At 63.1% G+C, this 26,657-nt stretch carries 28 protein-coding genes; 6 read left to right on the forward strand and 22 right to left on the reverse strand.

Annotated features, from left to right (window positions below; translation table 11 throughout):
- The first annotated feature begins 296 nt into the window (after positions 1-296).
- Positions 297-506, forward strand: coding sequence for a hypothetical protein (locus HMPREF2808_RS09125; RefSeq protein WP_070519535.1), 210 nt, complete (start codon positions 297-299; stop codon positions 504-506).
- Positions 507-631: 125 nt separating this feature from the next.
- Here the strand turns inward: HMPREF2808_RS09125 and lepA are convergent, their stop codons facing one another.
- A complete protein-coding gene (gene lepA, locus HMPREF2808_RS09130) occupies positions 632-2,479 on the reverse strand; it encodes a translation elongation factor 4 (protein ID WP_070519533.1) in 1,848 nt (615 codons plus the stop codon).
- An 18-nt stretch (positions 2,480-2,497) separates the two neighbouring features.
- On the opposite strand from lepA, the gene HMPREF2808_RS09135 reads away from it, so the two are divergent.
- The 4 genes from HMPREF2808_RS09135 (at position 2,498) to HMPREF2808_RS09150 (ending at position 5,382) form a co-directional block, all read left to right on the forward strand.
- On the forward strand, positions 2,498-3,019 hold the full coding sequence (locus tag HMPREF2808_RS09135; protein ID WP_070519531.1) for a type II toxin-antitoxin system PemK/MazF family toxin: 522 nt from the start codon (positions 2,498-2,500) through the stop codon (positions 3,017-3,019).
- A 118-nt stretch (positions 3,020-3,137) separates the two neighbouring features.
- Positions 3,138-3,401: a 30S ribosomal protein S20 gene (rpsT, locus tag HMPREF2808_RS09140; protein WP_070519529.1), complete on the forward strand. Its 264-nt coding sequence runs from the start codon at positions 3,138-3,140 to the stop codon at positions 3,399-3,401.
- Positions 3,402-4,211 (forward strand): DNA adenine methylase, encoded by an 810-nt coding sequence (locus tag HMPREF2808_RS09145; RefSeq protein ID WP_070624508.1) that lies wholly within the window; start codon positions 3,402-3,404, stop codon positions 4,209-4,211.
- Positions 4,204-5,382, forward strand: coding sequence for a type II restriction enzyme (locus HMPREF2808_RS09150; RefSeq protein ID WP_246816549.1), 1,179 nt, complete (start codon positions 4,204-4,206; stop codon positions 5,380-5,382). The genes HMPREF2808_RS09145 and HMPREF2808_RS09150 overlap by 8 nt, the downstream gene beginning before the upstream one ends.
- Here HMPREF2808_RS09150 and HMPREF2808_RS09155 read toward each other — a convergent pair.
- The 20 genes from HMPREF2808_RS09155 to HMPREF2808_RS09250 form a co-directional block, all read right to left on the reverse strand.
- Positions 5,379-6,020 (reverse strand): LysE family translocator, encoded by a 642-nt coding sequence (locus tag HMPREF2808_RS09155; RefSeq protein WP_070519522.1) that lies wholly within the window; start codon positions 6,018-6,020, stop codon positions 5,379-5,381. The two genes, HMPREF2808_RS09150 and HMPREF2808_RS09155, sit on opposite strands and share 4 nt — an antisense overlap.
- A complete protein-coding gene (locus HMPREF2808_RS09160) occupies positions 6,017-6,385 on the reverse strand; it encodes an ankyrin repeat domain-containing protein (protein ID WP_070530472.1) in 369 nt (122 codons plus the stop codon). Before HMPREF2808_RS09160 ends, HMPREF2808_RS09155 begins: the two co-directional genes overlap by 4 nt.
- An 11-nt stretch (positions 6,386-6,396) precedes the next feature.
- Positions 6,397-7,344, reverse strand: coding sequence for a DNA polymerase III subunit delta (gene holA, locus HMPREF2808_RS09165; protein ID WP_070519517.1), 948 nt, complete (start codon positions 7,342-7,344; stop codon positions 6,397-6,399).
- Entirely contained in the window at positions 7,341-8,591 is a 1,251-nt protein-coding gene (locus HMPREF2808_RS09170; protein ID WP_070624510.1) for a ComEC/Rec2 family competence protein, read from the reverse strand. The genes holA and HMPREF2808_RS09170 overlap by 4 nt, the downstream gene beginning before the upstream one ends.
- Positions 8,588-9,190: a ComEA family DNA-binding protein gene (locus HMPREF2808_RS09175; RefSeq protein ID WP_070624511.1), complete on the reverse strand. Its 603-nt coding sequence runs from the start codon at positions 9,188-9,190 to the stop codon at positions 8,588-8,590. The genes HMPREF2808_RS09170 and HMPREF2808_RS09175 overlap by 4 nt, the downstream gene beginning before the upstream one ends.
- 104 nt (positions 9,191-9,294) lie before the next feature.
- Positions 9,295-10,083 carry a DegV family protein gene (locus HMPREF2808_RS09180; protein ID WP_070564680.1) on the reverse strand — a complete coding sequence of 263 codons (789 nt, stop codon included), beginning with the start codon at positions 10,081-10,083 and terminating at the stop codon, positions 9,295-9,297.
- Positions 10,083-10,781, reverse strand: coding sequence for a histidine phosphatase family protein (locus HMPREF2808_RS09185; RefSeq protein WP_070564677.1), 699 nt, complete (start codon positions 10,779-10,781; stop codon positions 10,083-10,085). The genes HMPREF2808_RS09180 and HMPREF2808_RS09185 overlap by 1 nt, the downstream gene beginning before the upstream one ends.
- Positions 10,778-11,245: a ribosome silencing factor gene (rsfS, locus tag HMPREF2808_RS09190; protein ID WP_070519508.1), complete on the reverse strand. Its 468-nt coding sequence runs from the start codon at positions 11,243-11,245 to the stop codon at positions 10,778-10,780. Before rsfS ends, HMPREF2808_RS09185 begins: the two co-directional genes overlap by 4 nt.
- Before the next feature lie 107 nt (positions 11,246-11,352).
- Positions 11,353-11,970, reverse strand: coding sequence for a nicotinate-nucleotide adenylyltransferase (nadD, locus tag HMPREF2808_RS09195; protein WP_070530460.1), 618 nt, complete (start codon positions 11,968-11,970; stop codon positions 11,353-11,355).
- Positions 11,963-12,820 (reverse strand): cutinase family protein, encoded by an 858-nt coding sequence (locus tag HMPREF2808_RS09200; RefSeq protein WP_070624512.1) that lies wholly within the window; start codon positions 12,818-12,820, stop codon positions 11,963-11,965. The genes nadD and HMPREF2808_RS09200 overlap by 8 nt, the downstream gene beginning before the upstream one ends.
- A 10-nt stretch (positions 12,821-12,830) precedes the next feature.
- Positions 12,831-13,751, reverse strand: coding sequence for a cutinase family protein (locus HMPREF2808_RS09205; RefSeq protein WP_070564671.1), 921 nt, complete (start codon positions 13,749-13,751; stop codon positions 12,831-12,833).
- A 184-nt stretch (positions 13,752-13,935) separates the two neighbouring features.
- Positions 13,936-15,204, reverse strand: coding sequence for a glutamate-5-semialdehyde dehydrogenase (locus tag HMPREF2808_RS09210; RefSeq protein ID WP_070624513.1), 1,269 nt, complete (start codon positions 15,202-15,204; stop codon positions 13,936-13,938).
- A gap of 76 nt (positions 15,205-15,280) precedes the next feature.
- Positions 15,281-15,787, reverse strand: coding sequence for a DUF1707 SHOCT-like domain-containing protein (locus HMPREF2808_RS09215; protein ID WP_070624514.1), 507 nt, complete (start codon positions 15,785-15,787; stop codon positions 15,281-15,283).
- Positions 15,787-16,692 carry a D-isomer specific 2-hydroxyacid dehydrogenase family protein gene (locus HMPREF2808_RS09220; protein ID WP_070624515.1) on the reverse strand — a complete coding sequence of 302 codons (906 nt, stop codon included), beginning with the start codon at positions 16,690-16,692 and terminating at the stop codon, positions 15,787-15,789. Before HMPREF2808_RS09220 ends, HMPREF2808_RS09215 begins: the two co-directional genes overlap by 1 nt.
- Positions 16,693-16,707: 15 nt before the next feature.
- On the reverse strand, positions 16,708-17,637 hold the full coding sequence (locus HMPREF2808_RS09225) for a D-isomer specific 2-hydroxyacid dehydrogenase family protein (protein ID WP_070624516.1): 930 nt from the start codon (positions 17,635-17,637) through the stop codon (positions 16,708-16,710).
- Positions 17,637-18,869: a glutamate 5-kinase gene (gene proB / locus HMPREF2808_RS09230; RefSeq protein WP_070564657.1), complete on the reverse strand. Its 1,233-nt coding sequence runs from the start codon at positions 18,867-18,869 to the stop codon at positions 17,637-17,639. The genes HMPREF2808_RS09225 and proB overlap by 1 nt, the downstream gene beginning before the upstream one ends.
- A 19-nt stretch (positions 18,870-18,888) precedes the next feature.
- The gene (obgE, locus tag HMPREF2808_RS09235) at positions 18,889-20,418 is read right to left on the reverse strand and encodes a GTPase ObgE (RefSeq protein ID WP_070519489.1); all 1,530 of its coding nucleotides are present in this window, start codon (positions 20,416-20,418) and stop codon (positions 18,889-18,891) included.
- 158 nt (positions 20,419-20,576) lie between these two features.
- Positions 20,577-20,855, reverse strand: coding sequence for a 50S ribosomal protein L27 (gene rpmA / locus HMPREF2808_RS09240; RefSeq protein ID WP_070519487.1), 279 nt, complete (start codon positions 20,853-20,855; stop codon positions 20,577-20,579).
- Positions 20,856-20,898: 43 nt separating this feature from the next.
- Positions 20,899-21,204: a 50S ribosomal protein L21 gene (gene rplU / locus HMPREF2808_RS09245; protein WP_010190885.1), complete on the reverse strand. Its 306-nt coding sequence runs from the start codon at positions 21,202-21,204 to the stop codon at positions 20,899-20,901.
- A gap of 201 nt (positions 21,205-21,405) precedes the next feature.
- Positions 21,406-24,561, reverse strand: a complete 3,156-nt coding sequence (locus tag HMPREF2808_RS09250; RefSeq protein WP_070624517.1) for a translation initiation factor IF-2 N-terminal domain-containing protein — start codon at positions 24,559-24,561, stop codon at positions 21,406-21,408.
- Positions 24,562-24,717: 156 nt separating this feature from the next.
- Between HMPREF2808_RS09250 and HMPREF2808_RS09255 the strand changes: the two genes are divergently transcribed.
- Complete coding sequence (locus tag HMPREF2808_RS09255; protein WP_209167744.1) at positions 24,718-25,521, forward strand: hypothetical protein; 804 nt, start codon at positions 24,718-24,720, stop codon at positions 25,519-25,521.
- Here the strand turns inward: HMPREF2808_RS09255 and arsB are convergent.
- Positions 25,518-26,582, reverse strand: a complete 1,065-nt coding sequence (arsB, locus tag HMPREF2808_RS09260) for an ACR3 family arsenite efflux transporter (protein ID WP_070520131.1) — start codon at positions 26,580-26,582, stop codon at positions 25,518-25,520. The two genes, HMPREF2808_RS09255 and arsB, sit on opposite strands and share 4 nt — an antisense overlap.
- Between the last annotated feature and the right edge of the window lie 75 nt (positions 26,583-26,657).

The raw sequence follows: 26,657 nt of genomic DNA on the forward strand, positions 1-26,657 counted from the left end.
ACCACCAGAGGAACCACCCGACAGCAGCTAACACCCACCAAACACAGCAACGGCAGAAAGGACAGCGCCAACCACCGGCCCCGCCAACCGAAAGATGGTTGACGGGCACATCGGTGATCCTTAAGTCAGCGCACTCGTCGGCCTAGGACAGGTTGAGACGAAAACCGGTGATCCCTGCCTGAACTTCCCCGGAATAGTGGGTGCACTGGTTCTAATTCAATACCGTGCACATAAAAGACTTGTTATCGTACTAGTAGCTACAGTGACCGAAGTTTTCACGCATGAAAGGACTACTCGTGACTAACCAAGTAAGCGTGTGGAAGATTGCCACCTCAATCGCAGTCGCGGGCAGCATCCTCCTGCTTATTCTTTACGTGGGTCTAAGCCGCTATTACAACTCACAAGAGCTCGCCATGCTTGTGGACGGCGCCACCGCCAACGGCCAGGACTACTCGGTGACAATCCACAATCAGCTCACCGGCAGCTACTCCTTTAACGCCCAGTAGGCAGGCTGAAAGCGCCATATCAAACCGGGCGCTTTCAGCCTCCAACAGCGCAAGTTCGCCCTGATCAGCACCAATAGCTCCAGACAGTGATGGTGGCCCGACCGGTACCGGAGGTGCTCGATGCGTTAGTCGGCGTCCGTGGACAGCGCCGCCACGAAGGCCTCCTGCGGCACGGAAACGGAACCGATGGACTTCATGCGCTTCTTACCGGCCTTCTGCTTCTCCAGCAGCTTGCGCTTACGGGAGATATCGCCGCCGTAGCACTTGGCCAGCACGTCCTTGCGCATCGCGCGGATGTTTTCACGCGCGATGATCTTTGAGCCGATGGCCGCCTGGACCGGCACCTCGAACTGCTGGCGCGGAATGATCTCCTTGAGCTTCTTCGTCATCTTATTGCCGTACCACTGCGCGGAATCACGGTGCACAATCGCGGAGAAGGCATCCACCGGATCACCGTTGAGCAGGATATCCACCTTCACCAGGTCCGCCAGCTGTTCGCCGGCCTCCTCGTAGTTGAGGGAAGCGTAGCCCTTGGTGCGGGACTTCAGCATGTCGAAGAAGTCGAAGATGATTTCACCCAGCGGCATGGTGTAGCGCAGCTCCACGCGGTCCTCAGACAGGTAGTCCATGCCACCCATCTGGCCGCGCTTGGACTGGCACAGCTCCATCGTCGGGCCCACAAACTCCTCCGGCACGATGATGGTCATCTTCACAATCGGCTCGTGAACCTCACGCAGCTTGCCCGCCGGCCAGTCGGAGGGATTGTGCACATACGATTCCTCGCCGTCTTCTGCCACCACGCGGTAGGTCACCGACGGGGCGGTGGAAATCAGGTCCAATCCAAACTCGCGCTCCAAACGGTCACGCGTGATTTCCATGTGCAGCAGGCCCAAGAATCCACAGCGGAAGCCGAAGCCCAGGGCCACGGAGGTCTCGGGCTCGAAGGTGAGGGAGGCGTCGTTAAGCTGCAGCTTCTCCAGTGCATCGCGCAAGTCCGGGAAGTCTGCCTGGGAGATCGGGAACAAACCCGAGTACACCATGGGGTTCGGGTCGGCGTAGCCCTTGAGCGGCTCGCTCGCGCCATTCGACGCCCACGTAATCGTGTCACCCACCTTGGTCTCACGCACGTTCTTTACGCCGGTAATGAGGTAGCCCACCTCGCCCGGGCCTAGGCCCTCGCACTTCTGCATGGTCGGTGAAACAATGCCCACCTCCAGAAGCTCGTGGTTGGCGCCCGTGGACATCATAGTGACCTTCTGGCGCGGGGTGAGCTTGCCGTCCATCATGCGGATGTAGGTCACCACGCCGCGGTAGGTGTCGTAGACCGAGTCGAAGACCATGGCACGGGCCGGAGCATCGGGCCCGAACTCGGAGGTGGGCGCCGGGACAAGCTCCGCAACCTTGTCCAGCAACTCCGCCACGCCCTCGCCGGTCTTACCGGAGACGCGCAGCACCTCTTCCGGCTCGCAGCCGATGATGTGGGCGATCTCCAGGGAGTACTTCTCCGGGTCGGCCGCGGGCAAGTCAATCTTGTTAAGGACCGGGATGATCTCCAGGTCATTCTCCATGGCCAGGTAAAGGTTGGCCAGGGTTTGGGCCTCGATGCCTTGGGCGGCGTCGACAAGCAGGATGGCGCCCTCACACGCCTCCAGCGCGCGGGAGACCTCGTAAGTGAAGTCCACGTGGCCGGGCGTATCGATCATCTGCATGACGATCTCCTCCCCCTTCAGGGGACCGGACTGGGGAATCCAGGGCAGGCGCACGTTCTGCGCCTTAATGGTGATGCCGCGCTCGCGCTCGATATCCATGTTGTCGAGGTATTGGTCGCGCATGTCGCGCTCCTCTACCACCTGCGACAACTGCAGGATGCGATCAGCCAGCGTCGACTTGCCGTGGTCGATGTGGGCGATAATGCAGAAGTTTCGGATCTTGGACGGATCCGTAAACGTAGTAGCCGCGAAGTTTGTAGACATGCGTTTAGAATAGACGACATGTCTAGGTTGGCCCGCATTCTCGGCATCGGAGGCCCCGAGCCTGTCGACGCCGGCCTCGAGCGCATCACCGAACGCTTGGGGTTGAACCAAAACGATTCCGTGACGGAACCCCGCAAGGCCGCCGATATCCGCGTCGAGGCCGCCTCCGCCCACCCGCGCAGCGTCTTCTTCACCCCCGACATGGACGGGCAGGCTGACTCCGGGGAGGTCGTGTGGGTGTGGGCGCCCTCCGATGGCAAGCAATCCCCGCCGCGCGAGCGCGCAGTGCTGATTGTCTCCCGCACGCGCACCACGGTGCTCGGCCTTCTCATCTCCTCCAACCCGGGTCACGCGAACAAAGAAGAGTGGCTCGATATCGGCACCGGCGAGTGGGATGAAACCGGCCGGCAATGCTGGGTGCGGATGGATCGAGTGCTGGAGATTTCGGAGGAACAGTGCCGCCGGCAGGGAACGCTCTTTCCGGAACGCCGCTTCGAGCGCATTGCCAACCGCCTGCGCTCCCGCTATCACTGGGCGTGATTTGGGGATTTAGCCTGCGCCCTGATAAATTTCTTGGGATGCCGGGGCACGCTGGCGGTCAGGACCTTGGGTCCGCCTTCCTCGGTAAAGAATTCCTACGACTCTAAGAGGTATATCGATGGCAAACATCAAGTCCAAGCAGAAGCGCATCCTGACCAACGAGAAGTCTCGTCAGCGCAACAAGTCCGTACGCTCCGCCGTGCGTACCGAGATCCGCAAGTTCCGCGAGGCCGTCGCCGCTGGTGACAAGGCTGCAGCCGAGAAGCAGCTGCGCGTTGCTTCCCGCGCACTGGACAAGTCCGTGTCCAAGGGCGTCTTCCACCGCAACACCGCGGCTAACAAGAAGTCCGGTATGGCCAACGCCTTCAACAAGATGGCCTAAATGAAACCGCTCCTGAAGTGGGTGGGGGGAAAGCGCCAACTGCTACCCATTATCCACTCCATGCTGCCCGAGAGCTTCGACGCTTATGTCGAGCCTTTCTTGGGCGGCGGGGCGGTTCTTTTTTCTTTGGCGCCCGAACGCGCCCGGGTCAATGACCTGAACACCGAGCTCATCACCGTCTACGAGGTGGTCCGCGATGACGTGGACGAGCTCATTGCCCTTTTAAAGGGCTATCCGAATGATTCGGATTTCTTCTACGAGATGCGCGCCCGCGACCGCGAGCCGGAGTTTGCGCACTTGAGTCCCGTGGAGCGGGCTGCACGCACGATTTATTTGAATAAGACCTGCTACAACGGTCTTTATCGGGTGAATAACTCGGGTCAGTTCAACGCCCCGTTTGGCCGCTATGCCAACCCGAAGATCTGTGATGAGCCGAATCTGCGCGCGGTTTCGGAGTACCTGTCCTCCCACGACGTGACGTTCTATAACGGCGATTATGCCGCGGTGGAGGCCAACGAGGGGGATTTTGTTTACTTCGATCCGCCATACGATCCGGTCAACCCCACGAGCAATTTCACCGGCTATCAGTCGGGGGGCTTCGGCCGCGAGGACCAGATTCGGCTGAAGGAAACCTGCGATGCCCTTACTGCGCGCGGGGTGAAGTTCCTGCTGTCGAATTCGGCGACGGACTTCATCAAGGAGCTGTACGCGGACTATCGCATCGAGATCGTGGGGGCTACGCGCGCGGTGAATTCCGTGGCGTCGAAGCGCGGCAAGGTCGATGAGGTGCTCGTGCGCAATTATGCTTAACGACGCCGCCTGGGACCGTGTCTATCCCCACCTCGCCGCCGACATCGCGGACCAGGGCTATGTGGTGTTGCCCGCCGCGAAGCTCAAGGAGCTTTCCGGGCGCGAGCCGCGGTTGATGGCCAAGCACGATTTTTCCGCCGCGCGCCCCGAGGTGCTTCGCCAGCACGGGTTGTCCATGCTGCCGATTCGCCGCGATGCCTACCTGATTGGCCGCTTTGACCTGTACCAGCCTTTCCCGGAGGAGGCCGGGCCGCTGAAGTCGATGCCGGTTCCGGGGCACATCCAGTCCATTGACTTCGAGAACTTGACCTCGGAGGCCGCAGCGTTGACCGCAGCGCACTTAAGCGGCATGCTTGATGATTTCTTGGGCGGTGAGTTGGTACCGACCGTCAGCGGGCGCATGTCGACGCTCACGCTGCCCATGCGGGTCGGCGGACGCGATATCGAGGTGGACCGCGCCCAGATGGAGATCGACGCCGGCTTCGAATCCGCCGAGCACCTCGTGCTCGTGGAGGCGAAGAACCACATCTCCCCCGACTTCAACATCCGTCAGCTCTACTTCCCTTTCCGCCGCTTCTCGCGGGCACTGGATAAAGAAGTGGTGCCGGTGTATCTGGTCTATTCCAATGGCATCTTTCACTTCTACCGCTATGTGTTTAGGCAGCCGGAGGACTTCCGCAGCATCGAGCTGGTGAGCGCGGCGCGCTACGTTTTGGGCGAGTCCGGTGTGACTGATGCGGCGGTGCGCGAGGTTCTGGAGCACACGAAGGTCGAGGGCACGCGCGTTCCCTTCCCCCAGGCGGATTCCTTTGCCCGCGTCATCAGCTTGCTGGAGAACCCCGTGCCGAAGGCGGAGATGCCCGAGGCCTTCGGCTTTACCCCGCGCCAGGCTGATTACTACACCAACGCCGCCCGCTACTTAGGTTTGACCAAGCTCAGCGGCACGCGCGACGAGCGCAACCTCGCCCTCGTTGAGGCGCTGGCCTCGCGGCCGGTGTTCCGGGAGATGGTGCGGTTTGTCGTCGATAAGCACTGCGCGCTGAGCAAGGCCGAGGCGGCCGGGTTCATGCGCGCGGCCAACCTTGGCCTGAGTGAGACGACCCTACGCCGCCGCTCCGCCACGGTCGCGGCGTGGTCCCAGTGGCTCAAAGAACTACTCGATCAGTCCTAGGCGGCCTGGATACCGGCCCACACCAACGCACAGCCGGCCACCACGAAGAAGGCACCGGAACCGATGTCGATCCACGGGCCGGCGGCCAACAGGCGGCGGCGGATCGCGCGGGTCGAGATGACCGCCGAGAGGACAACGAAGAGCAGGTAGCTCGACAGGGACAGGCTCAACACCAAGGCCACCGAAAGCCACACCGGCGGGTGCGGCGGCAGCAGCGGGGCGATCATGGCGGCGAGGAAAAGCACGATCTTTGGGTTGGACAGGTTGGTGGCCAACCCCGTGCGGAAGACCTTGCCCACCGAACCCAAGCGGGCGGCGGCCTCCTCCTCATCCACCGGCGGCTGCTTGCGCAGCTCTAGCCCGGAGCGAATGGACAGCACGCCCATGAAGACGAGGAAGCAACCGCCAATCACCTGAATCAGGGAGAGAACTCCCGGGAAGGCGGTCAGCAAAGCGGCCGCGCCAAACACAGTCAGCGTGCACCAGAACAGCACGCCGACCTGAATGCCCGTCGACGCCGCGATGGCGTGGCGGCGCGAGCGCGTGGCATAGCGTGTCACCAGCACAATGTCGGGGCCGGGTGCCGCCGCGCCGACGAGGTTCATGAGGAGGATGGCCGCAAACGCGGACCAGCTCATGACAGGCGCTCGAGAAGATCCTCACGGCCGAACATGCGAGCCGAGTCGAGGGCATTTGGCTGGCCGGCAGTGGGGTCGGCGCCGGCGTCGAGAAGGGCGTCGATCACCGCGTCTTCCTTCTTGAAAATAGCCCCGGCCAACGGCGACTGGCCGCGATCGTTGAGGAGGTTGACGTCGGCACCCGCCGCGGCGAGCTGGCGCACCAGCTCCGCATGGCCGTGGTAGGCGGCGAGCATGATGAAGGACTGCCCGTCCTGGTTCACCATGTCCACGTTGACGCCCTGCTTGATGTACTCGAGCAGCGTGGCATCGCCGTTGCGGGCAAAATCGAAAAGCTTGGTGGCAAAGTTCTGGATGTCATCCATGGAGGGTTAGTCTAGCGCGCCAGCTCCGCCACCCGCTTAACGGCCGCCTCGATGGCGAAGTCCTCGTCCCCGCCCTGACCCTTGACCGCGGCATCCAGCTCCGACATGAGGATCACGGCCTTGGTGATATTCTCTCCCGACCAGCGCCGCGCCACCGGCTGGGTGAGCTTGATGGCATAGGGCGCCATGCCGGTCTGGGAGGCCAGGGAATACTGATCCCCGCGCGCGGTGTAGAGGCGCGCGATGTTGCCCACCTTGTTCGCCAGGGCAGATGCAATGGCCACGGGGCTCGCCCCCAACTGCAGCGCGCGGCGGCACGTGGACACCGCCGCCTCCACGCGGCCTGCCACAGCGGCATCCGCGATATCCCAGTTGGCCACCTCGGCCACACCTACGTAGTACGCGTGCACCGCCTCGCGGGTCACCTTGCCGCCTGTGTCGAAGACGAGCTGCGAGATGGCGGAGGCGAGCTCGCGGAGGTCGGAGCCGACGCCGTCGAGAAGCGCCTGCACCACATCCGGTGTAGGCCGCACCCCATGCGAGGCGAACTCACGCGTAGCCCACTGCGCGAGCTCGTTCGGGTAGAGGGAAAAGACCTCATGCACCTCGGCCGTCTTGCGCAGCGCCGCGATGAGCTCCGGCGGCTTCTTCTTTTTCTTCAGCGTCTTCGCCGTCACCGAGTACATCAAAATGAGCGTGATACCGGGCATGGGGTTAGCGCAGGCGTCGAGGAGGATCTTCGTGACCTCCTTGCCGGCCCTCTCCACGTCGCTGATGACGATGACGCGGTCCTCCCCAAACAAGGAGGGGCTGGTGGCTTCCAGGATTTCGCCCTCGCTGACCTCGGAGGCCTTGAGCTTGGTTACCTCACCTTGTTGGATGGACAGGCGGGCGCGCTCGGCCAGGAATTCATCATCACCGAGGATGAGGTGCACGGGGGCAGAAGACATGCCTGTCATCTTAGCAACGCCGCAATGACCCACCCGCCAAGTAGGAGCATCGCGACGGGCCCCGCCGCCACGGTGGTCACCGGCATGGAGGAGGCGACGAAGTGGATCCAATCCGCCAGCGGCTCAATAAGGATCACCAGGGGCCTGCCCCACCCCACCTGCGCCAGGACGGCGGCGATGAGCCCCACGACGGTGATAATAGGCACGACCGGGGCCACCAGCACGTTGGCAATGACTGACACCACCGAGACCCGCCCGCTCATCAGCGCAATGAGCGGCATGGTCACGATGTCCGCGGCGATGGCGACCGCAAAGGCCCGGGCCACGATGCCCGTGCCCAGCACCCGCAATAGCAGCGGGCTGAGTACTACGATGCCGGCGGTGGCCGCGACGGAGAGCGCGAAGCCGAAGCTGACCGCTAGGTCGCTGTCCGCCGCGAGCAGAAAGAGCACGCCAAGAGCCAGGGCATGGAGCGGTTCCATCTTCGAGGAGCTGAGCACCGCCGCCAGTCCCGCCAGCCCGGCGACGGTGGCGCGCTGGACGGAGGGTTCCCACCCCACAAGTGCCACGAACAACGCCAACGCGCTTGCCGACGCCCCCACCCTCACCCTCTGCCCCGGCACCACCAACGCGGCCGCGGTGCACACGATGGCAACGTTGGAGCCGGACACAGCACTCAAATGCGATAGACCCGTGTCGATGTAGAGCTGCTTATCCTCGGGGCTTTGCAGGCTGGTATCGCCCAAGACCATGCCGGGGATGAGGCCGTTGTCACACACGGCGCGGAAGTTTTCTGCGACCGTCGCCGTCCAGCTATGGGCGTGCGCGGTGAGCTCACCACTAAAGACGGATGTGCCCACGCCAACCTGATCCGAGGGGCCGGGGTGACCGTGCACCGTCACCAGCGAGCCACCGAAGGCCTCCGGTTCCTCCTTGAGGAAGACGGGCAGCTGCGCCGGGTAGCCCGGCACGCGCAGGCGCACCATCCACCCGGATGCCGTCTGAACCGGGTCGGCGGCGAGCTTTCCCGTCACCTCCGAGCCGAAGTGGAACGCCGCGGCGCGCACCGAGCGCACATAAGCCAGGGTGGCGAAGATGACTCCGCTCGCCGCGCACAAAATGCCCTGCCCGCGCCACTGACCGCGCGCTAGAGCGAAACACACCAGCCCGCCCAACAACCACGGATGCCCGAAAAGCACGGCGAGCGTGGCCAGCCACGCCACCACCGCGGCGGGCACGAGCCGCAGCTCTCTCACGGCCGGACCTTGTCCTTCAGCTTGGCGAACTTCGCCGGGCCAATGCCGGAGACGTCCATGAGTTGCTCCACGGTGCTAAAGCTCCCGACCTCTTCGCGGTGCGCGATGATCGCCGCCGCCGTGGCCGGGCCAATACCCGGAAGCTCCGTCAGCTCCTCCTCGCTGGCGGAGTTGAGGGAGATAGTGTCTTCGGCCGCAGCGCCTGGGGCAGCGGGTGGAGCGCCGACGGTGATCTGCTCGCCGTCGTTAAGCTTCTGCGCCAGGTTGAGGTTATCGGTGGGCACGCGCGGGCGCGCCACCTCGAGGGCGTCGTTAATGCGCGCGCCCGGCGCCAAGGTCACCAGCCCGGGCTGCTCTACCTCACCCACGACCGCAACCACGATATCCGCCGCTGCCTCGCTGCTCGGCGCGGCAACCTCATAGGGGTTCTCCGCACTGCGGCTCGCCCCCAGCCAGGCCAGAAGTGCAACGCCAGCCACGCCCACAACAGCCAGCGCCAACCAGGGCGGGACGCGCACGCGCGGAAAGTCGACGTTGAGCAGTTCTTCTTCCCCGGTCGGGCGGGTGAGGTCGCGGAGGCGATCAGCAATGGCGTTCATGCCCGCGACGCTACGCAGCGTCCACACCCCCGTCGAGGGCTTAAGCCGCAGCCTGTGGATAACTTGTTGAAGACGTCAACAACGTCTTTAGCTCGGCTCCGCCGTCAGCTAAAGACCGCGGAGACGCCGATGGCTCCGGGGCCGACGTGGACTGCGAGGACGTCGGTAAGCGGCACCAGCATGAAAGAGGAATCCGGCAGGGCCAAACGCAGCAAGTCCTCCAGCCGGCGTGCTGAGACCTTGTCCTCGTTGTACTGCACCGCGATGAAGGCCGGCTTGCCCTCGGCGCGGGAGGCCACCAGATCCACCAGCTTGGTAAAGGCCTTGGTTTGGGTGCGGGTCTTGCCCACCATCTCCAGCTTGCCGCCCTGAATGGCCATGATCGGCTTGGTGGCCAGCAGCGCAGTGGACAGCATCGCCGTGGCCGCGGACATGCGCCCGGAGCGGCGAAGCTCCTCCGTCGAGCTGAGGTAGACCAAGGTGTGCCCGCGCTCAAGGGTGTTGATGGCCGCGGCATAGCACTCGTCGAGGGAAGCGCCCTCCTGCGCAAGCCTGGCCGCCGCCATGGCAGCCGCGCCCATCGCCATCCCGGCGGTGCCGGAATCGATAACACGCACGTTGTTCGGGAAAACTCCGGAGGCCGTCACCGCCGCCGACCACGTCGAGGACAGCTCCTTCGACAGATGAATGGCCAGCACACCATCATCACCGGAGCGCTCCATCTGCCGCCCGTATAAAGCAGCCAGCTCAAGGGCAGTCAGCCCGGACGTGGACAGCTCCGCGCCATCCTTGCCGTGGCTTTCCATGACGTGCAGGTCCACGACGCAGATGCCGAGCTCCTCGACGATATCCTCCGGCAAGCCCGCGGCGGAATCGGTAACAACGCGGATCACTAGACGTCCGCCCCCGCGCCCCCGATGACGGCGCCGCCCATATTCCAGCCATCGAAGTACCACTGGGCGCGGCCGACGTTCTCCGGGGTGAATTCCAGCGGAGACAGCGGCCGTGCAGCATCAAACTCGGGCCGCGCGGTCAGCTGCGACCAGTGCGTATTCTTCAGCCCAGACAGGATCCCGTACTGGTGGTGTTCCAAGCCCAGCAGGTGGCAGGTCAGCGCTGAAATGGCGCCGCCGTGCGCGACGACGAGGACAGCCCCCTCATCCCACTGCGGGTGATTCTGCATGAGCTCATCAATCACGGGGCGGGCACGGTTGGCCACATCGACGCGGCTTTCGCCCTGCGGCGGCGCCCAGGTGGGGTCGTGGCGCCACAGCGCACGCGCCCCAGGAAACTGCTCATCTACTTCAGCGGAGGTCATCCCCTGCCACTCACCGAGGTGGGTTTCGCGCAGACGCTTATCGACGGACACCTCAAGCCCCAAGCGCCGAGCAATAATCTCAGCGGTATCGCGGGCACGGATGAGATCCGAGGAGACAATCGCGGTAATCCCTTTGCCCTCGAGCAGATCGGCCGCGGCACGGGCCTGGGAGTGGCCCGCTTCCGAAAGCTCGGTGTCCAAGTGCCCCTGCATCCGGCCGGTGGCGTTGTACGTCGTTTGGCCGTGGCGGATGAGGAGGAGGCGGCGGGTCATAATTCGTCGTCTTCCGGCTCTGGCTGGGCCAGGGGAAGCTCATCGAAGGAGTCGATGTCGCGCGGGTTGACGTCATTGGACCACTCGCCGGGGCGCTCCGGGGTGTCTACACCGGGGATGTCGAGAAGCGGGCAATCGTGGTAGAGGCGGTCCAGGCCATAGAACTCGCGCTGATCGTTGCGCTGGACATGGACCACGATGGGGCCGTAATCGAGCAGAACCCACCGGTTCTCGCGGTTGCCTTCGCGGCGCTTGGGCTCGAAGCCCTGCTTGGTCAGCTCGTCTTCAACTTCCTCCACAATGGAGGCCACCTGGCGCTCGGTATCGGCGGAGGCTAAGACGAAGACCTCGGTAATCGCCAGCACGTCGGAAACATCGATAGCGGCGATGTTGGTGGCCAGCTTCTCATCCGCAGCCAGGGCGGCGGTTTCCGCCATGCGGCGTGCTTCATCAGTAATCGACATGACAATCCCTACACAAGTACTTTTCTGCTTAAGAACTCTAGTCTTACACGACAAGGCTCATTTTCCTAGTCGAATTCCCCCGCCCGACTACCGGAAAGGCACAGACGTTACAGGGGCTTTTCCGGGTGCGGACCATAGAGGTGGTTCTTGGCAATGTATTGCACCACCCCATCCGGCACGAGGTACCACACCGGCTGGCCCTGCTGCGCGCGGGCGCGGCAATCAGTAGAGGAAATGGCCATGGCGGGGATTTCAATCAGCTCGATATCATCCTGGGAATCCTGCGGCAGCATGTCCTTGCGCAGGTCATAGCCGGGACGGGTCACGCCGACGAAGTGGGCCATCTCCAGCATCTCCTCCCAGTTGCGCCAGCTCATGATGGAGGCCACCGAATCCGCGCCGGTGATGAAGTAAAGCTCGGCGTCCGGGAAGATTCCGCGCAGATCCCGCAGCGTATCGATGGTGTAGGTGGGCCCCTCACGGTCGATGTCCACGCGGGAGACAGTAAAGCGCGGGTTCGACGCCGTGGCCACCATGGTCATCAGGTAGCGGTGCTCGGCGGCGGTGACCTGCTTATCGGCTTTTTGCCAGGGCTGGCCGGTGGGGACGAAGACCACCGTGTCGAGGCGGAAACGGTGGGCTACCTCGCTGGCGGCGACGAGGTGACCGTTATGGATGGGGTCAAAGGTGCCGCCCATGATGCCGATGCGTTGCGGACTAGTCATGGCTGGTGAGTATACCGGCCACGGAGTCGATGACCTGCATGTCCTGCCCGGAAGGCTCCGCCAAGAAATAGGAGGCATGGCGCTCAGCCTTGGTGGCCAGGGCGCGGTTAGCGGCGTCGAGGGAGAAATCGCAGACGAAATCCCCTTCCAGGCAATAATCGACGTAGCGCTGCGCCGGCAGCCCGGTGCGGTTCTTAGCCCACGGCACCTGGTGCAAGGGATTGCCAAAGGTGAGCACACCATGCAGGCGCCCGGATTCTGCGAGGTACTCCTCCGTGCTTGTCGCGACGAGCGCTCCTTGCGAATAGCCAGCGGCTACCCAACGCGGGTGGCAGCCGGTGGTGGCCTCATAGTTGTCCACCACCTTCGGCGCATTGCGGGCGCCGGTGCGTAGGCTATCGGCAGCTCCAAACGTCACCGAATACGCCATTTCCCCGATGGAATGCTCCTGGAGAATCCCGAGCGCTCGCTGCACAAGCTGAAGCGGGCCCAGGTCTTCACCCTCCTGCGCCAAGGGCGGCAGGTTCATCGCGGCCGGGTACGCCTCCGGCCCCAAAGCCAGAACATAAACGCCATCCATTGTGCCGGGGTGGCGCTGCTCTACCTGATGGAACAGGGCGGCAAAGTTGCGTCCCTCAAAGCCGGTGGATTCCGGCGCACGCTCGGAGTAACGCTGCGGACCTACGTATTCGCCCTGCTCCTCGTTCTGGTCTGAACCGCGTGCGACAAGCACCACGGTGTCGGGGCACGTGCCGACACCGCTCGCCGAGGCCACCGGCGCGCTGAGAAGGGACGCTGCCGTGCCAAGGGCGGCAGCTGCACAGGAAACGCGAAAGGAAAGAGACTTCATTCTTTCCTGTTTAGCGGAAACGGACGCCATCTACCATGTGGCCGATGGAATCGTAGACCTGGTTATCCCACTGGTGGTTGGTGAAGAAGTACTGGCCATGGGAGCCGCCGGTGGGCTTGGCGGCGTAGAGGGTCTGGGCGGAGAGGTCGCACACGGCGTCGAGCGGCAGGCAGTAGTCCACGCGGCTGACGTTGGCGCGCATCTGCGGGAAGTAGCCCATCGGGCCGCCCGCGCCCTGGGTTGCGCCGACGACGGCCGGGTCCCCTGCACGGGTCAGCGGGTTACCAAAGGTCACGACGCCAGCGAGCTGACCGCGGTGGGCCAGTTCCACCTCGTGGTTGGCCAGAATCATGGCGCCCTGGGAGTAGCCGGACAGGATGTATTGCGGGTGGCAACCGGTGGCGGCTTCATAGCTGTTGATCGCGCTGGTCACGCCACGATTGCCGGTCTGCACGGAGTACATGAACTGGTTGATGGCGGAGACCGCGGTGTTGATGACCGGGTTGGCGTACTGCGTGGCCAGGCGCACGAGGTCAGCCGCGGTGTTCGGAACCGACTCGTTCGGAACAGAGTATTCCGGGTAGGTCGCCGGATAGTACTGCGGCTCCAGGCCCAGCACGTAGACGTCCTTCATCAGCGAATTTCCGCCGTGAGTGGCCTGGTAGCGTGCCTCGGCGCCCTGCAGCATGGCGCGGATGGATTCGCCCTCCCATCCATTGGATGCGCGGCCGCCCTGGTTCGAATACTGCGTGGGGTAGACCTGACCGTTTTGGCCAGAGCCGCGCGCGGCGACGACGACCACTGCGGGGCACTGTTCGTCAGCGTGCGCGGCGGGTGCAGAGATGGTTTGAGGGACAATGAAGGCGGACACGGCCATGACGGCGGCGGCCACGGAGGAAGCAATGCGGGACAGCATGGGAGAAGGCACCATTCAGTTCTTTGTTATTACCGCGCTTTAGAATACCCAGTGCTCCCCCGGCGCGCAGCACGAACCCCGCGCAAGGCAAACAATCTACTCGAAAAGTTTTCGAGTAGATTGTTTTGCGCAGGTCAGCCTCGAAAAATTCTTTTCGAGTAGCTTTCGAGTACCTTTCGAGTAGCTTTTCTAGCTGTCCCTAGGGGCGGGTCTGGCCGGTGCCCTGCAGCACCCATTTGGTGGATGTTAGCTCCGGCAGCGCCATCGGGCCGCGCGCATGCAGCTTCTGGGTGGAGATGCCGATTTCGGCGCCCATGCCGTATACCTCACCATCGGTAAACGCGGTGGAGGCGTTGAGCATGACCGCTGCGGCATCTACCTCGTTGGCGAAGGTCAGCAGCACGTCAGCATCCTGGGCCGCAATGGCCTCAGTGTGGCCGGTGGTGTACTCGGCAATGTGCGCGATGGCGCCGTTGACGCCGTCGACCACCTTGGCGCAGATATCCATGGAGAGGAATTCTTCGCACCACTCCTCGTCGGTTGCCTCCACGGCGTCCTTAACACCGAAGGCCTCAAGCTCCTTCACATCGCCGTGGATGGTAACCCCTGCCTCCTGAAGGGAGGTGATGATGCGAAGCTTCGAGGCGTCGTCAAGGGCAGCGTCGATCAGCACGCACTCCGTCGAGTTACACACAGAGGGACGGCGGGTCTTGCCGTTGATCACCATGTCGATGGCCTTGTCCAGGTCGGCGGAGGCATCGACGTAGAAGTGGCAATTGCCGGTACCGGTCTCGATGGCGGGGACGGTGGCGTTTTCCACCACAGCGTTGATGAGGCGCGCGCCGCCACGCGGGATGACCAGGTCCACCAGGCCACGGGCGGTGATGAGGTCCTGCACGGAATCGTGGGTCTCACAGGGCAGAAGCTGCACGCCTTCGCGCGGCAGATCAAACTCCACGAGGGTGTCCTGTAGGAGCTCAACGAGCTTGGCGTTGGAGTTCTTCGCGGACTTCGAGCCGCGCAGCAGCGGCACGTTGCCGGACTTCAGGGCCAAGCCGAAGGCATCGACGGTGACATTCGGGCGGGCCTCATAGACCATGCCCATCACGCCGAGCGGCACGCGGACCTGCTTCATCTGGATGCCATTATCCATGATGCGCCCCTGCAGGATCTCCCCTACCGGGTCCTGGAGGGAGGCTACCTGGCGTAGGCCGCCGGCAATGCCCTCGATGCGGGCTGCATCAAGCGACAAGCGGTCGATGAGGGATTCGGACATGCCGTTGGCGCGGCCGGCCTCGATATCGAGCTGGTTCGCGGCGAGGATGTCCTCGCTGTGCGCGATGAGGTTCTCGGCAGCGCGGTTGAGGATTTCATTCTTGCGCGGGGTGGGCAGCTGCGCGAACTGCGGCGCCACCGCCTTGGCGGCGCGGGCTTTGGACAGAACTTCTTCACGTTCGGTGTTGCTCATGCCATACCAGCGTACGGAAGGTCTGCCCGCTTGTCAGGGATTTTGTGCAGCTATGGGCTCTTAATGAGCGCCAGTCTTAAGCCCCGAGTTCGCGGCGGCGCTCCGCCGCGGCACGCAGGCGCTCGGCGCGCTTCTTCTTTTCCCCTTCGGAAAGCTCATCGAAGAGCTCTTCATCCGACTCACTGAACTTCAGCACCCCGCGTGCAGCCCAGGAAGCGAAGAACGCGATGACGGGCGAGATCCAGAAATAGCTCCAGTCGAAGACAAAAAGCCCAAGGAAGAGGGCGATCATCGCCACCGACCAGATGACGGAATCCACTATCTGCACCTTGCGCCCGCGGGAGAGCATATCCTCCAGCTCCGCCTCGTGGCGGGTGGCGGGTGCTGTAGCACGTGGGGTGGAAAGCTCCGGCAGGTCCGCAAAGAGCTTTTCGACGTCCCCGCGCGTGCGCGCCGCGGCGGCCTCGCCGGTGCGCTGCTCAAATTCATCAGGGGCCAACGTACCGTTGACGAAGTGCTGGCTCAGCTGCTCTAGGGCCTCAGAACGCTCGGCATCACCAACGCGGATTTCGGGGTTCTCCATTAATAGCCTGCCTTCGGGTCAACTAGGGTGGGCAGCTTGTCCCCCGCCGCGAAAGCCTTGGCCACCTTGACGGTGTGCGCGCCAATCTTTTCGCGCACGGAGCGCTGCGTATTGGCAATGTGTGGGGTGATAACCACGCGCTTATCCTGCCACAGCGGGTGATCCTCCGGCAACGGTTCAGGGTCGGTGACGTCGAGTGCCGCACCCGCAATCTCCCCTGCCTCCAGCGCCGCAACGAGGTCCTCGGTGTTGATAAGCGGGCCGCGGCCCACGTTGACCACCACCGCGTGCTCCGGCATCTGCTGGAACGCTTCCGCATCCACCATGTGGCGGGTCTCCGGGGTAAGCGGCGCGATGAGAACGAAGTAATCCGCCTTCGGCCAGACCTTGTCCACCTGGGAAATCGGGTAGGTTTCCTCCGCCCCCTCGACCGGGTTGCCGGAGCGGTTGACCGCGATGATGCGTGGCCCAAAGCCGGAGAGCATGCTAATCAGGCGCTTGCCGATACCACCGGCACCAATAATGGCCACCGTCTTCTCGTCATAGAGGTAGGAGGTATGGGCTTCCATCTCTGCATAGGAATCAAACGTGCCATTGACGCGGCGGTGCGCATGCAGCTGCGCCAAAAGCAGCGCGATGGTGGATTCCGCCACCGTGTTGTCATAGACGCCAGCGGCATTCGACCACGGCACGGTGGTCGTCTTCATAGCATCCAAGACGTGGTCCACGCCCGCCGAAGGAATCTGCACGAAGCCAATGTTCTCCGGCAGCGGGTCCGGGAAGTCGGTGCCGTCGCCGGTGTAGATGAGGAAGGAGGCCTCATATAGCGGGGCGCGCTCAAAGCCCGCGGCGTCGAGCACCTCGATGGTTTCCTCCCAGGGGTGTGGTTCGATGGCGTACTTCATGCACATCCTCCTTAGCTAGTAGCCGGCGTCCGGGTCGACGCGCGTGGGCATATCCTCGCCGCGCTCCCACGCGGCGGCGTTGGCATTGAAGATAGCACCCAGGTGGTACTGGGCCACGTGATCCGAGGCCGCCATGTGCGGCGTCAGCGTGGCGTTGGGCAAATCGTAGAGCGGGTGGCCATCCGGGAGCGGCTCCGGGTCCATGACCTCCAAGCCCGCGCCGGCGATCTCGCCCGTGCGCAGAGCCTCCACGAGATCATCGGTCACCACGGTGCTACCGCGGCCGACGTTGACGAATACCGCCGAAGGCTTCATGGCGCGAAACACCGCTGCGTCGAAGAAGGCTTCCGTGGCGGCCGTCGCCGGCAAAATACTCACGACGAAATCCGCCTCGCCCCAGGCCTCGTCGACGCGCTCGATGGGCAGCGTCACGTCCGCTCCCTCTACCGGGCGGCCCGAGCGGTTCACCGCGGTGATGTGCACGCCGAAGGGCGCGAGGTAGGCCATGAGCTGCTTGCCGATGCCTCCCGCGCCCACGATGAGCACGCGCGTTGGCCCCTGCTGGTCATAGAGCCAGGCCTGGGATTCATCGAGCTCACGCGCCACCGACCAGGACTTCGCCAGGGCGAAAGCCTTGTGGTGGTGTGCCTGAGACAACATGAGTACCAGCGCAGATTCCGCCACGGGCTTGGCAAAAGCGCCCGCGGAGTTACACCACGGCAGGCCATCGCGCCGGATGAGCCCGGCATCGATGTGGCGGTTAACCCCGGTGAAGCAGTACTGCACCCACTGGATGTTCTCGGGGATCTCCGGGGTCTGCGCCGGGTCCGAGGCGGTATTCACAAAGACCTCGGCTTCCGCCAAACTTTCGACGCGCTCGTGTCCGGCTGCGTCGATATCTGCCACAGTTGCCGCCCACACGTCGGGGCCCATGAAATAGCGCATTAAATACGGGAGGCGAAGTTGGACAGGTAGTCGGCGTGGACTACCGGGCGGCGCATATCCTCCGGCAGCTCATCGGTGTGTTTGCCCAGCAGGTTGTGCAGCGTGGTGGAGTCATAGCCCACCTCGCCGCGGCCGATGACCTGGCCTTTGGGGCCCATGATGTCCACGATCTCGCCGGCGTTGAACTCACCCTTAATGTCGGTAATGCCCACGGCCAGCAGGGAGTTTCCGCCGCGGACCACGGCCTCCATGGCGCCCTCGTCCAGGCGCAGGGAGCCGCCGGTATCCGCGCAGTAGAGAGCCCAGAACTTCCAGGCGGACAGGCGGCGTTCCTCACGGGTGTGGAAGACGGTGCCTACGGAGGCGTCGTCAAGCGCCTGCCCAATATTGTCCGCCGAGGTCAGCAACACGGGAATGCCGCCGCGCGTGGCCAGGCGGGCAGCGGAGACCTTCGTGGCCATGCCGCCGGTGCCGACCTTGCCGCCGTCACCGGCCACGACCGCCTTGAGGTCCTTGCCGGTGCGCACCTCCTCCACGAACTTGGCGTCCGGCTCGGCCGGGTTCTTGTCGTAGAGGCCGTCCACGTCGGAGAAGAGGAAGAGGGCATCCGCGCCGACCAGGTTGGCCACGAGCGCGGAGAGGCGGTCGTTATCACCGAAGTGCATCTCGGAGGTCGCGACGGTGTCGTTCTCGTTGACGATGGGCACCGTGCGCATCTGGCGCAGGCGGTCAATGGTGCGCTGGGCGTTGCGGGCGCGATCGCGCTTGCCGACGTCCGACGCGGTCAGCAGCACCTGCCCAATGGTGCGGTTATAGCGGGCAAAGGACACGCCCCACTCGTAGGCGAGGTGAACCTGGCCCACCGCGGCGGCGGCCTGCTTGGTGGCCAGATCGGTAGGTCGCGTGGTCAGGCCCAGCGGGCCCATTCCGGCGGCCACGGCACCGGAGGAGACGATGATGATGTCGGAGACGTTCATGCGTGCGCAGACGGCGTCGACGATCTTGTCGATCTTCTCGGTGGAGGTCACGAAGTCATCGCGCGTTAGCGACGAGGATCCGATTTTGATGACGATGCGCTTGGCTTTAGAGATCTCCTCGCGCAGGGGCGAGGAGAAACCGCTGGATTTCTCCGATAGCGTGGTGGTCTCCGGGTAGTCCACGTCCGGGGTCGGCCCCTCGAAGGGTTCGAGGGGGAGAGGATAGTCGAGCTGGTTGTCGTGTTCGGATGACATACCGGCTCAGTATACCGGGCTAACCCTGCCAGCGATCGCGGTTCGCGGACTCGCGAGTGACTTCCCCGTCCGTGCCAAAGTCGAACTCGTCCACGAGGCCGCGGCGCGCCTGGGAGGCGCGCTTGCGCTCAGCGGCGGAAACGCGGTCGGTGCCCATGAGGCGGCCGTCCTGTCCGCGGCCCGCGTCGGTGGCGCGGCCACCGGCCATCGGCTCGTACTCGAAAGTAATGTCCCCGATGGTAACCGGGCAGCCTTCCTCCGCCCCCTGGCGGTGCAGCTCTTCCTCGACTCCGGCCTTGGCCAGGCGGTCCGCAAGGTAGCCCACGGCCTCGTCGTTTTCGAAGTCGGTCTGGCGAATCCAGCGGTCGATCTTGTCGCCCTCGACGATGAATCCGCCTTCCACCTCGGGATCGGGGCGGACGGTGAAGTCCGCGAAGGAGCCCTTCTTTTTCTTGCCCACGGACTTGGGCTGAATGATGGTGTGGTTCTTGTCCACCGCCGCCTTGGGCTGTGACTTGCGGTGTTCTTTCACCATCTCCATCAGCTTGTACTTGAGGGGCTCTAGCCCCTTGCGCGCCACCGCGGAAATGATGAAGACCGGCCAGCCGTACTTCTCCTCGAGGTCACCCTTGACGAATTCCGCGAGCTCCTCTGCCTCGGGAACATCCGCCTTGTTAAGGATGATGACGCGCGGGCGCTCGCGCAGGTCACCGAGGCCGGTGTCCTGTTCCAGGAGCTCCTGGTACTTGGCCAGCTCGGTCTCGAGCGCCTCGATGTCGGAGAGCGGATCGCGGCCCGGCTCGATGGAAGCGGTATCCACCACGTGGGCGAGAACCGCTGTGCGCTCGATGTGGCGTAGGAAGTCGAGGCCTAGGCCCTTGCCTTCGGCAGCCCCCGGAATGAGGCCCGGGACATCCGCCATGGTGAAGGACTCGTAGCCCATGTCCACCACGCCCAGGTTGGGCTGGAGGGTGGTGAAGGGATAGTCACCGATCTTCGGCTTGGCTGCCGAAAGGACGGAGATGAGGGAGGACTTGCCCGCGGAAGGGAAACCGACGAGCCCAACGTCCGCCATGGACTTCAGCTCCAAGATTAGATCGCGCGCCTCGCCCGGCTCGCCCTGCAGCGCAAAGCCCGGGGCCTTGCGGGCGGCCGAGGCTAGCGCTGCGTTTCCAAGTCCACCGAAACCACCCTCCGCGGCCACGAAACGGGTTCCCGGGACCGTGAGATCCGCGAGCATCTCCCCGTCCTCGGTATAGACCACGGTGCCTTCAGGGACCTCGAGAATGAGGTCCTCGCCGCGCGCGCCGTTGCGCCAGTCACCGGCGCCGTTGCCGCCGCGGCCGGACTTCAGGTGCGGGCGGTAGTGGAAATCCATGAGGGTGTGGATCTGGGTTGAGACCTCCAGCAGGATGTCTCCGCCGTGGCCGCCGTTGCCGCCATCGGGCCCGCCGAGCGGCTTAAATTTTTCGCGGTGGACGGAGGCGCAGCCGTGTCCGCCGTCGCCTGCCTGCAAGTGCAAAACCACTCGGTCAATGAATCGTGCCATGCCCGCTAGTCTAACGGTTCCTGGCATACCGTCCTAGTTGAGCACTGCGGGGATCTGAAGCAACGCCCCTTTAGTTTTCTCCACGCTCCCCCGCCACGCCGGCCGCGTGAAAACGACAAAATCCCGAGCGAAAAGCTCGGGATTACGCCATGAAGCTCTTAGGCAGTTGCTTCTGCAACAACCTCTTCGGCCGGAACAATGTTGACCAGACGACGTCCACGCTTGACGCCGAACTCAACAGAGCCTGCCGCGAGAGCGAACAGGGTATCGTCGCCGCCGCGACCAACGTTCTCACCCGGGTGGAACTTGGTGCCGCGCTGACGCACGATGATCTCGCCGGCCTTAACCTGCTGACCACCGAAGCGCTTAACGCCGAGGCGCTTGGACTCGGAATCGCGACCGTTGCTGGAGCTGGAAGCACCCTTCTTGTGTGCCATGTGGTTTCCCCTCCTTCAGGGATGAATTAGAGCCGGTTAAGGCTTACTTGATACCGGTAATCTTCAGCGTGGTCACCGGCTGACGGTGACCAAGGCGACGCTTGTAACCAGTCTTGTTCTTGTACTTGAGGATGTCGATCTTCGGGCCCTTGCCCTGCTCGACAATTTCAGCGGAGACGGAGACCTTCTCCAGGTCTGCAGCCTTCGACTTGACGGTTGCGCCATCGACGAGCAGAACCGGGGTGAGAGCAACGGAGGAACCCGGCTCACCCTCGATCTTCTCGACCTTGACGAGGTCACCTTCAGCAACCTTGTACTGCTTTCCGCCGGTCTTGACGATCGCGTACATAGAGGGCTACCCCTTATCTAAACTCGGCTCGCTAGCAGCTGGGTGGTGCCGCTAACGAATGGACATTGGACATTGGCGTTTAGAACCACATCCGCGAGAGACGTGCGGGAACCGCAGAGCGTCCCATCGAGCGCATTCATGGTCTAAACAGCGACTGTCAAAGACTACCCCGTGAGGGGGCGAAAAGGCAAAACGCCTTTTCTAGCGCGACCTGCGCCGTGCTACTCGACGCCTCCCGCGCCCGCCCTTTCGTGCCTTCGACGCTGTGGTCTGTGCGGAAGACTCTCGCCGCTGCGCTTCGCTCCCCTGTCCGCGTTCATTCGACGCCGGGGTGGACTGGCTCTGTGCCATCTTGCGCACCACTCGGCGGCGGCCGCGGCTGCGGGTCGCGCGCACGCTCGCGTTCTCGCCCGGCTCCGCACCCTTGCGCTCAGCCTTGGCCTCCTTTTTAGAGGTGGCTAGTTGAGCGTCCTTTGCTGGGGTCTCGTCCTGCGCGAAGTCTTCACGCTTCGGGCGAATATCCGAGCGGGAATTTCCGCGCGTGCGGCGCTTGCGGCGCGGTGACTTCTCAAAGGCTTCAACAGCCTCGTCATAGGTCTGCTCCGAGCGCTGGTTGGATGCCTTTTCCGCACCGGCGTGCTCATCGCGCTTGCCGTGCTTCGCGCTCGAGCCCTCACTCGTCTCCTCGCGCTGTGGCTCCCGGAAGGTACGCGTTGCCCGGCGCGGCTTGCGCGAGCGCTTCGCCTTCGACTTCGGCTTCGAGCGCTTCGCGTCCAGGCTTTCCGCTACGGCATAGCCAATGGAAGCGCTATCCGGGGTATCCGGCTCGTCCTCGTCGACGACGACCACGTTGGCCACGAGCTCCTCCAAGGAGGACTCGTCATCGCGCGAAGCTTCCTTTTCTGTGGCAGTTTCGTGCTCAGCGGCTTCCTCGTCGTCGCGGTGCATGCGCACGGCAGCCGGGTGCTGCTTCGGATCGCGCTGCGGTGCGCGGCGCTCCTTGCGGCCTCGGCGCTGTGGCTTCGAGTTCTCCTCCTCGCCATCCTCATCAACCGGGTACTCGTGAATGATGATTCCTCGGCCATGGCAGGCCTCGCACTCGGTGGAGAAAGTCTCGATGAGGCCGGTGCCCACGCGCTTGCGCGTCATCTGCACCAAGCCCAGTGAGGTGACCTCAGAAACCTGGTGGCGCGTCCGGTCACGTCCCAGCGCTTCCTTGAGGCGGCGCAGCACAAGGTCCTGGTTTTCCGGCAGCACCATATCGATGAAGTCCACGACGATCATGCCGCCGATATCGCGCAGGCGCATTTGGCGCACGATCTCCTCGGCCGCCTCGAGGTTATTGCGGGTCACCGTCTCCTCGAGATTGCCGCCGGAGCCGGTGAACTTGCCCGTGTTGACGTCAATGACCGTCATGGCCTCAGTGCGGTCTATGACGAGGGTGCCGCCAGACGGCAGCCACACCTTGCGGCCCAAGGCCTTCTGTAGCTGCTCATCAATGCGGTAGGCGCTGAAGGCATCCTCGCCATCGTGGTCGCGGGCGTCGTAGCGCACAACGCGGTCCGCCAAGTCATGCGCCATGGAGTCCACGTAGGCGCTGACCGTGTTGTAGGAACGCTTGCCGTCCACAACCAAAGTGCTGAAGTCCTCATTGAAAAGGTCGCGCACCACCTTGATGAGCAGGTCCGGCTCTTCGTACAGGGTGACCGGCTTGGCGCCCTTCGTTGCCTTCTCGTGCGCGGCGCGGGCGCTAATGTCCTCCCACAGGGAGTGCAGGCGGTTGACGTCGGACGCGATGTCCTCCTCCGACACGTTCTCCGCTGCGGTACGAATGATGGCGCCGCCATCCCCCGGGATGACGCGCTCCAGAATCCCCTTGAGGCGCTTGCGCTCCGGCACCGGCAGCTTGCGGGAGATTCCCGCGCTGCGCCCGCCGGGCACATACACCAGGAAGCGGCCGGCCAAAGAAATCTGAGTGGTCAAGCGCGCGCCCTTGTGGCCGATAGGATCCTTGGCCACCTGAACTAGGACCTGATCACCGGACTTCAAGGCATTTTCCACCTTGCGGCCGCGTCCGCCAATGCCCAATGCGCGCCAGTCGATGTCTCCCGCATACAGCACACCGTTTCGGCCCTGTCCAATATCGACGAAGGCTGCCTCCATCGAGGGCAGCACGTTTTGCACACGGCCCAAGTAGATATTGCCAATTTGGGAGGGGTGCGTCTCCGTCGTGACGAAGTGCTCGACCAGGAGATCATCCTCCAGCACACCGACCTGGGTGATGATGCCCGCGCCGTCGGTGCGCTGCTTATCGCGCACCACCATGGTGCGCTCTACAGATTCGCGACGCGCGAGAAACTCCGCTTGGGAGACGATGTGCTGGCGCTCGCGACCCTTCTCCCGCAGCTCCGCACGGCGGCGGCGCTGCGCCTCGATGCGGGTTGAGCCCTTGATGGCCTTCGGCTCTTCAATGTGCTCGACTTCCTCGCGGGCTGGCCCGCGGCTTTCCGCCCCGCGGCCACGGGAAGTTCCGCGGCTGCCGCGACGGCGACCACGCGGCTGGCTTACCGGCTCCGAATCTTCCTCGGTTTCTTCCTCGCGCTTTTCTGGCTTCTGGCACTTGGCCAGCGGAGTGATCTTCGGCGCCATGAAGACCGGCGCGAAGTCGTACACGTCCGGGTCTTCCTCAGCCATCGGGGTGATCAACGGGGTGAGGTCCTCGTCCTCGGCGCTATCACCGGCCTCGACGAGCGCCTCGTGCAGCATTTCGGCATCGACCTTGTCGACGATCTGCGAAATCTCGTTATCAACGTTCTTGCGCACGCGCTCACGCAGCTTTTCTTCTTCCTCGCTCAACTGCTCCGGCTGCTCCGGCTGCGCAGCAGGCTCTTCCGGTGTGGGTTCCCCTGCCTGCCCCTTCGGCTCAGCCTTCTTGCCTGCCTTGCTCACGCGCTTCGCCGCGCGCTTGGCGCGCTTCTTCTTCACGGTCTTCTCCGGCTTTTCCTCAGCCGGGGCTTCAGTAGTTTCTTCGACAGGTTCTTCGGGGGTCTGCGCAGCATCAGCCGTGGCTGCAGCCTGGTCGGTGCCCTCGGTGGCGGCCTGCTCGGGAGCTTCGGTGGCGGGCACGAGGACGTCGATAAGCTGGCCCACCTCTTCCGGCGTAAGTGTGGACTGTGCGGACTTCTTGATTCCCATCTCCGCGAACTGGGCCACCAATTCCTTGGAAGCCACGCCCACCTGCTTGGCCAAGGCATAAAGGCGAGTCTTGGGAGCGAGTGCCTCGCGGTCAATCCCCGCTACAGCCGCAGCCAACGTCGATTCAATACGTTCTTCTTTTGTTTTCTTCTTGGATGCCATCAGTGGCTTATCTCCTGACGTTGTGCTCACCCCGGGCGCAGGTTGCCGCCACACGGTAGTGAGTCTTTGAAAAATTCTCATCATCTTTATTAAGTTGTCAGCGCCTTCTATTCTGGCACAGAGCTCGATTAAGGCTCACATGTTAGTATCGCCGCTATGTCCAACGGCGCGCCCACAAACACACCTGCAGAGCGGAAAATACCTGTCCACGCGCCACGCACTGTGGCGCAGGCGCGCGCCCGCAACGAGATCGCGCTGCGGAATATCGTGACCGTAGCCGTACCCGCGGGCATCGCTTCAGGCCTTCGCGTCGTTGACTTCCCCTATCCCTACGCGGTCCCGGTCTACGCGGTGCTCATCATGGTGATGCTCTACGGAGCCTTCCGCATCATTCGCAGCAAACCAAAGTTTGTACAAGCCGCGCAGGAAGAGTTTCGGGCGGGCGACTACCCCACCCTTGCCTACTTGTTGCCGGTGCTCGCCATCTTTTCGCCGCTTATCACCGAAGGGATTAAGTCCACCGGGATTCTCGGCGATATATCGCTCAACCCCATCCTCGTCGCAGCGGGCCACACGGCCTTTGCCATACCGGCGTTCATCATCGGTGGCCGCGCCTTCGGCACCACCTCTTTCCGCGTGGGCAAGCGCCGCATCAAAGCCATCACAGAAAAGGACAGTTTGGATGGCGTCACAGAGAAAAGCATTGCCGCCGTTGAGGAACACCCAGAGGCCCTCAGCGGATTGGTGGCGGCGGGCGCCGTTACCGGTAACACGATTTCCATCCCAGCATTGAGCAAGCTACTCGGCTACGAGGAGGGGCTCGAGGAGGAAATGCGCGAGCTCGAGAAGGCAGGCGTGGTGAAGATGTCTGGCTTGATATACGGCAAAGGAAAACGCACCTACAACATCACGCTTACCGAGGCAGGTGTGCGCAGCATGGACGCCGCGCACACACGCTAGCGTGGAAGGGTGTCATCGCCCGGAAAGAGCTTCGGCCCGATCCACAGCATAAGGTAGACCAAGCTCACGAGAACGGGGATTTCAACGAGAGGACCAATCGTTCCGGCTAGGGCCTGGGCAGAAGTCGCGCCGAACGTTCCAATGGATACCGCGATCGCAAGCTCAAAATTGTTTCCTGCAGCAGTAAAAGCCACGCTGGCAGATTGCGCATAGTTCATCCCTACGGACTTAGCTACGCCCAATGACAACACAAACATGCCAACGAAATAGATAACTAATGGCACAGCAACGCGTGCTACCGCTGCTGGCTGCTCCACGATGTTTTCGCCTTGCAGAGAAAACAGCAGAACGATGGTGTAAAGCAATCCGATCAGAGCCAGAGGCGATACAGCAGGGAGGAAGCGGTCCTCAAACCACTCTCTTCCCTTCGCCTTTTCGCCCCAGAAGCGGGACAACGCACCCAAAAGGAACGGAATGCCCAGGAACACGAGAACAGCCTTGACGATGGCCCAAAAAGAGAACTCTGCACTCGTGGTATCAAGTCCCAACCAGCTTGGGAGGATGCGAAGGTAGAACCATCCCAACACGCCAAACATGGCCACTTGGAAAACAGAGTTAAGCGCGACAAGGATCGCCGTTGCCTCGCGGTCAGCACACGACAGATCCGACCACACGAGCACCATGGCGATACAGCGAGCAAGACCCACAATGATCACGCCGGTGCGAAGCTCCGGCTGGTCAGCCAAAAAGAGCCATGCCAGGGCAAACATGAGCGCAGGCCCCACCAGCCAATTGAGGACGAGCGACACCACCATAAGACGGCCATCAGTAGCAATTTCCCGGGTTTTCTCATAGCGGACCTTCGCCAAAGGCGGATACATCATGAGGAGGAGGCCAATTGCGATCGGAATGGAAATCCCACCAATTTTGACGGCCCCTAAGGCGTGACCAATTCCGGGGAGAAAGTGGCCGAAAAGCAGTCCAATGGCCATCGCCAAGATGATCCACACGGGTAGAAAGCGGTCAAGAAAAGACAACGTGGGACGCTGCGGCAGGGCCATGTCTTCCTCTTCCTTCATTGTTGAACAGAGCAGGATACGAAAGTGCAATATACAGCTCGTATTGATGCACGTCAA

The organism is Corynebacterium sp. HMSC078A10 (assembly GCF_001811565.1).
Lineage (GTDB): Bacteria > Actinomycetota > Actinomycetes > Mycobacteriales > Mycobacteriaceae > Corynebacterium > Corynebacterium hesseae.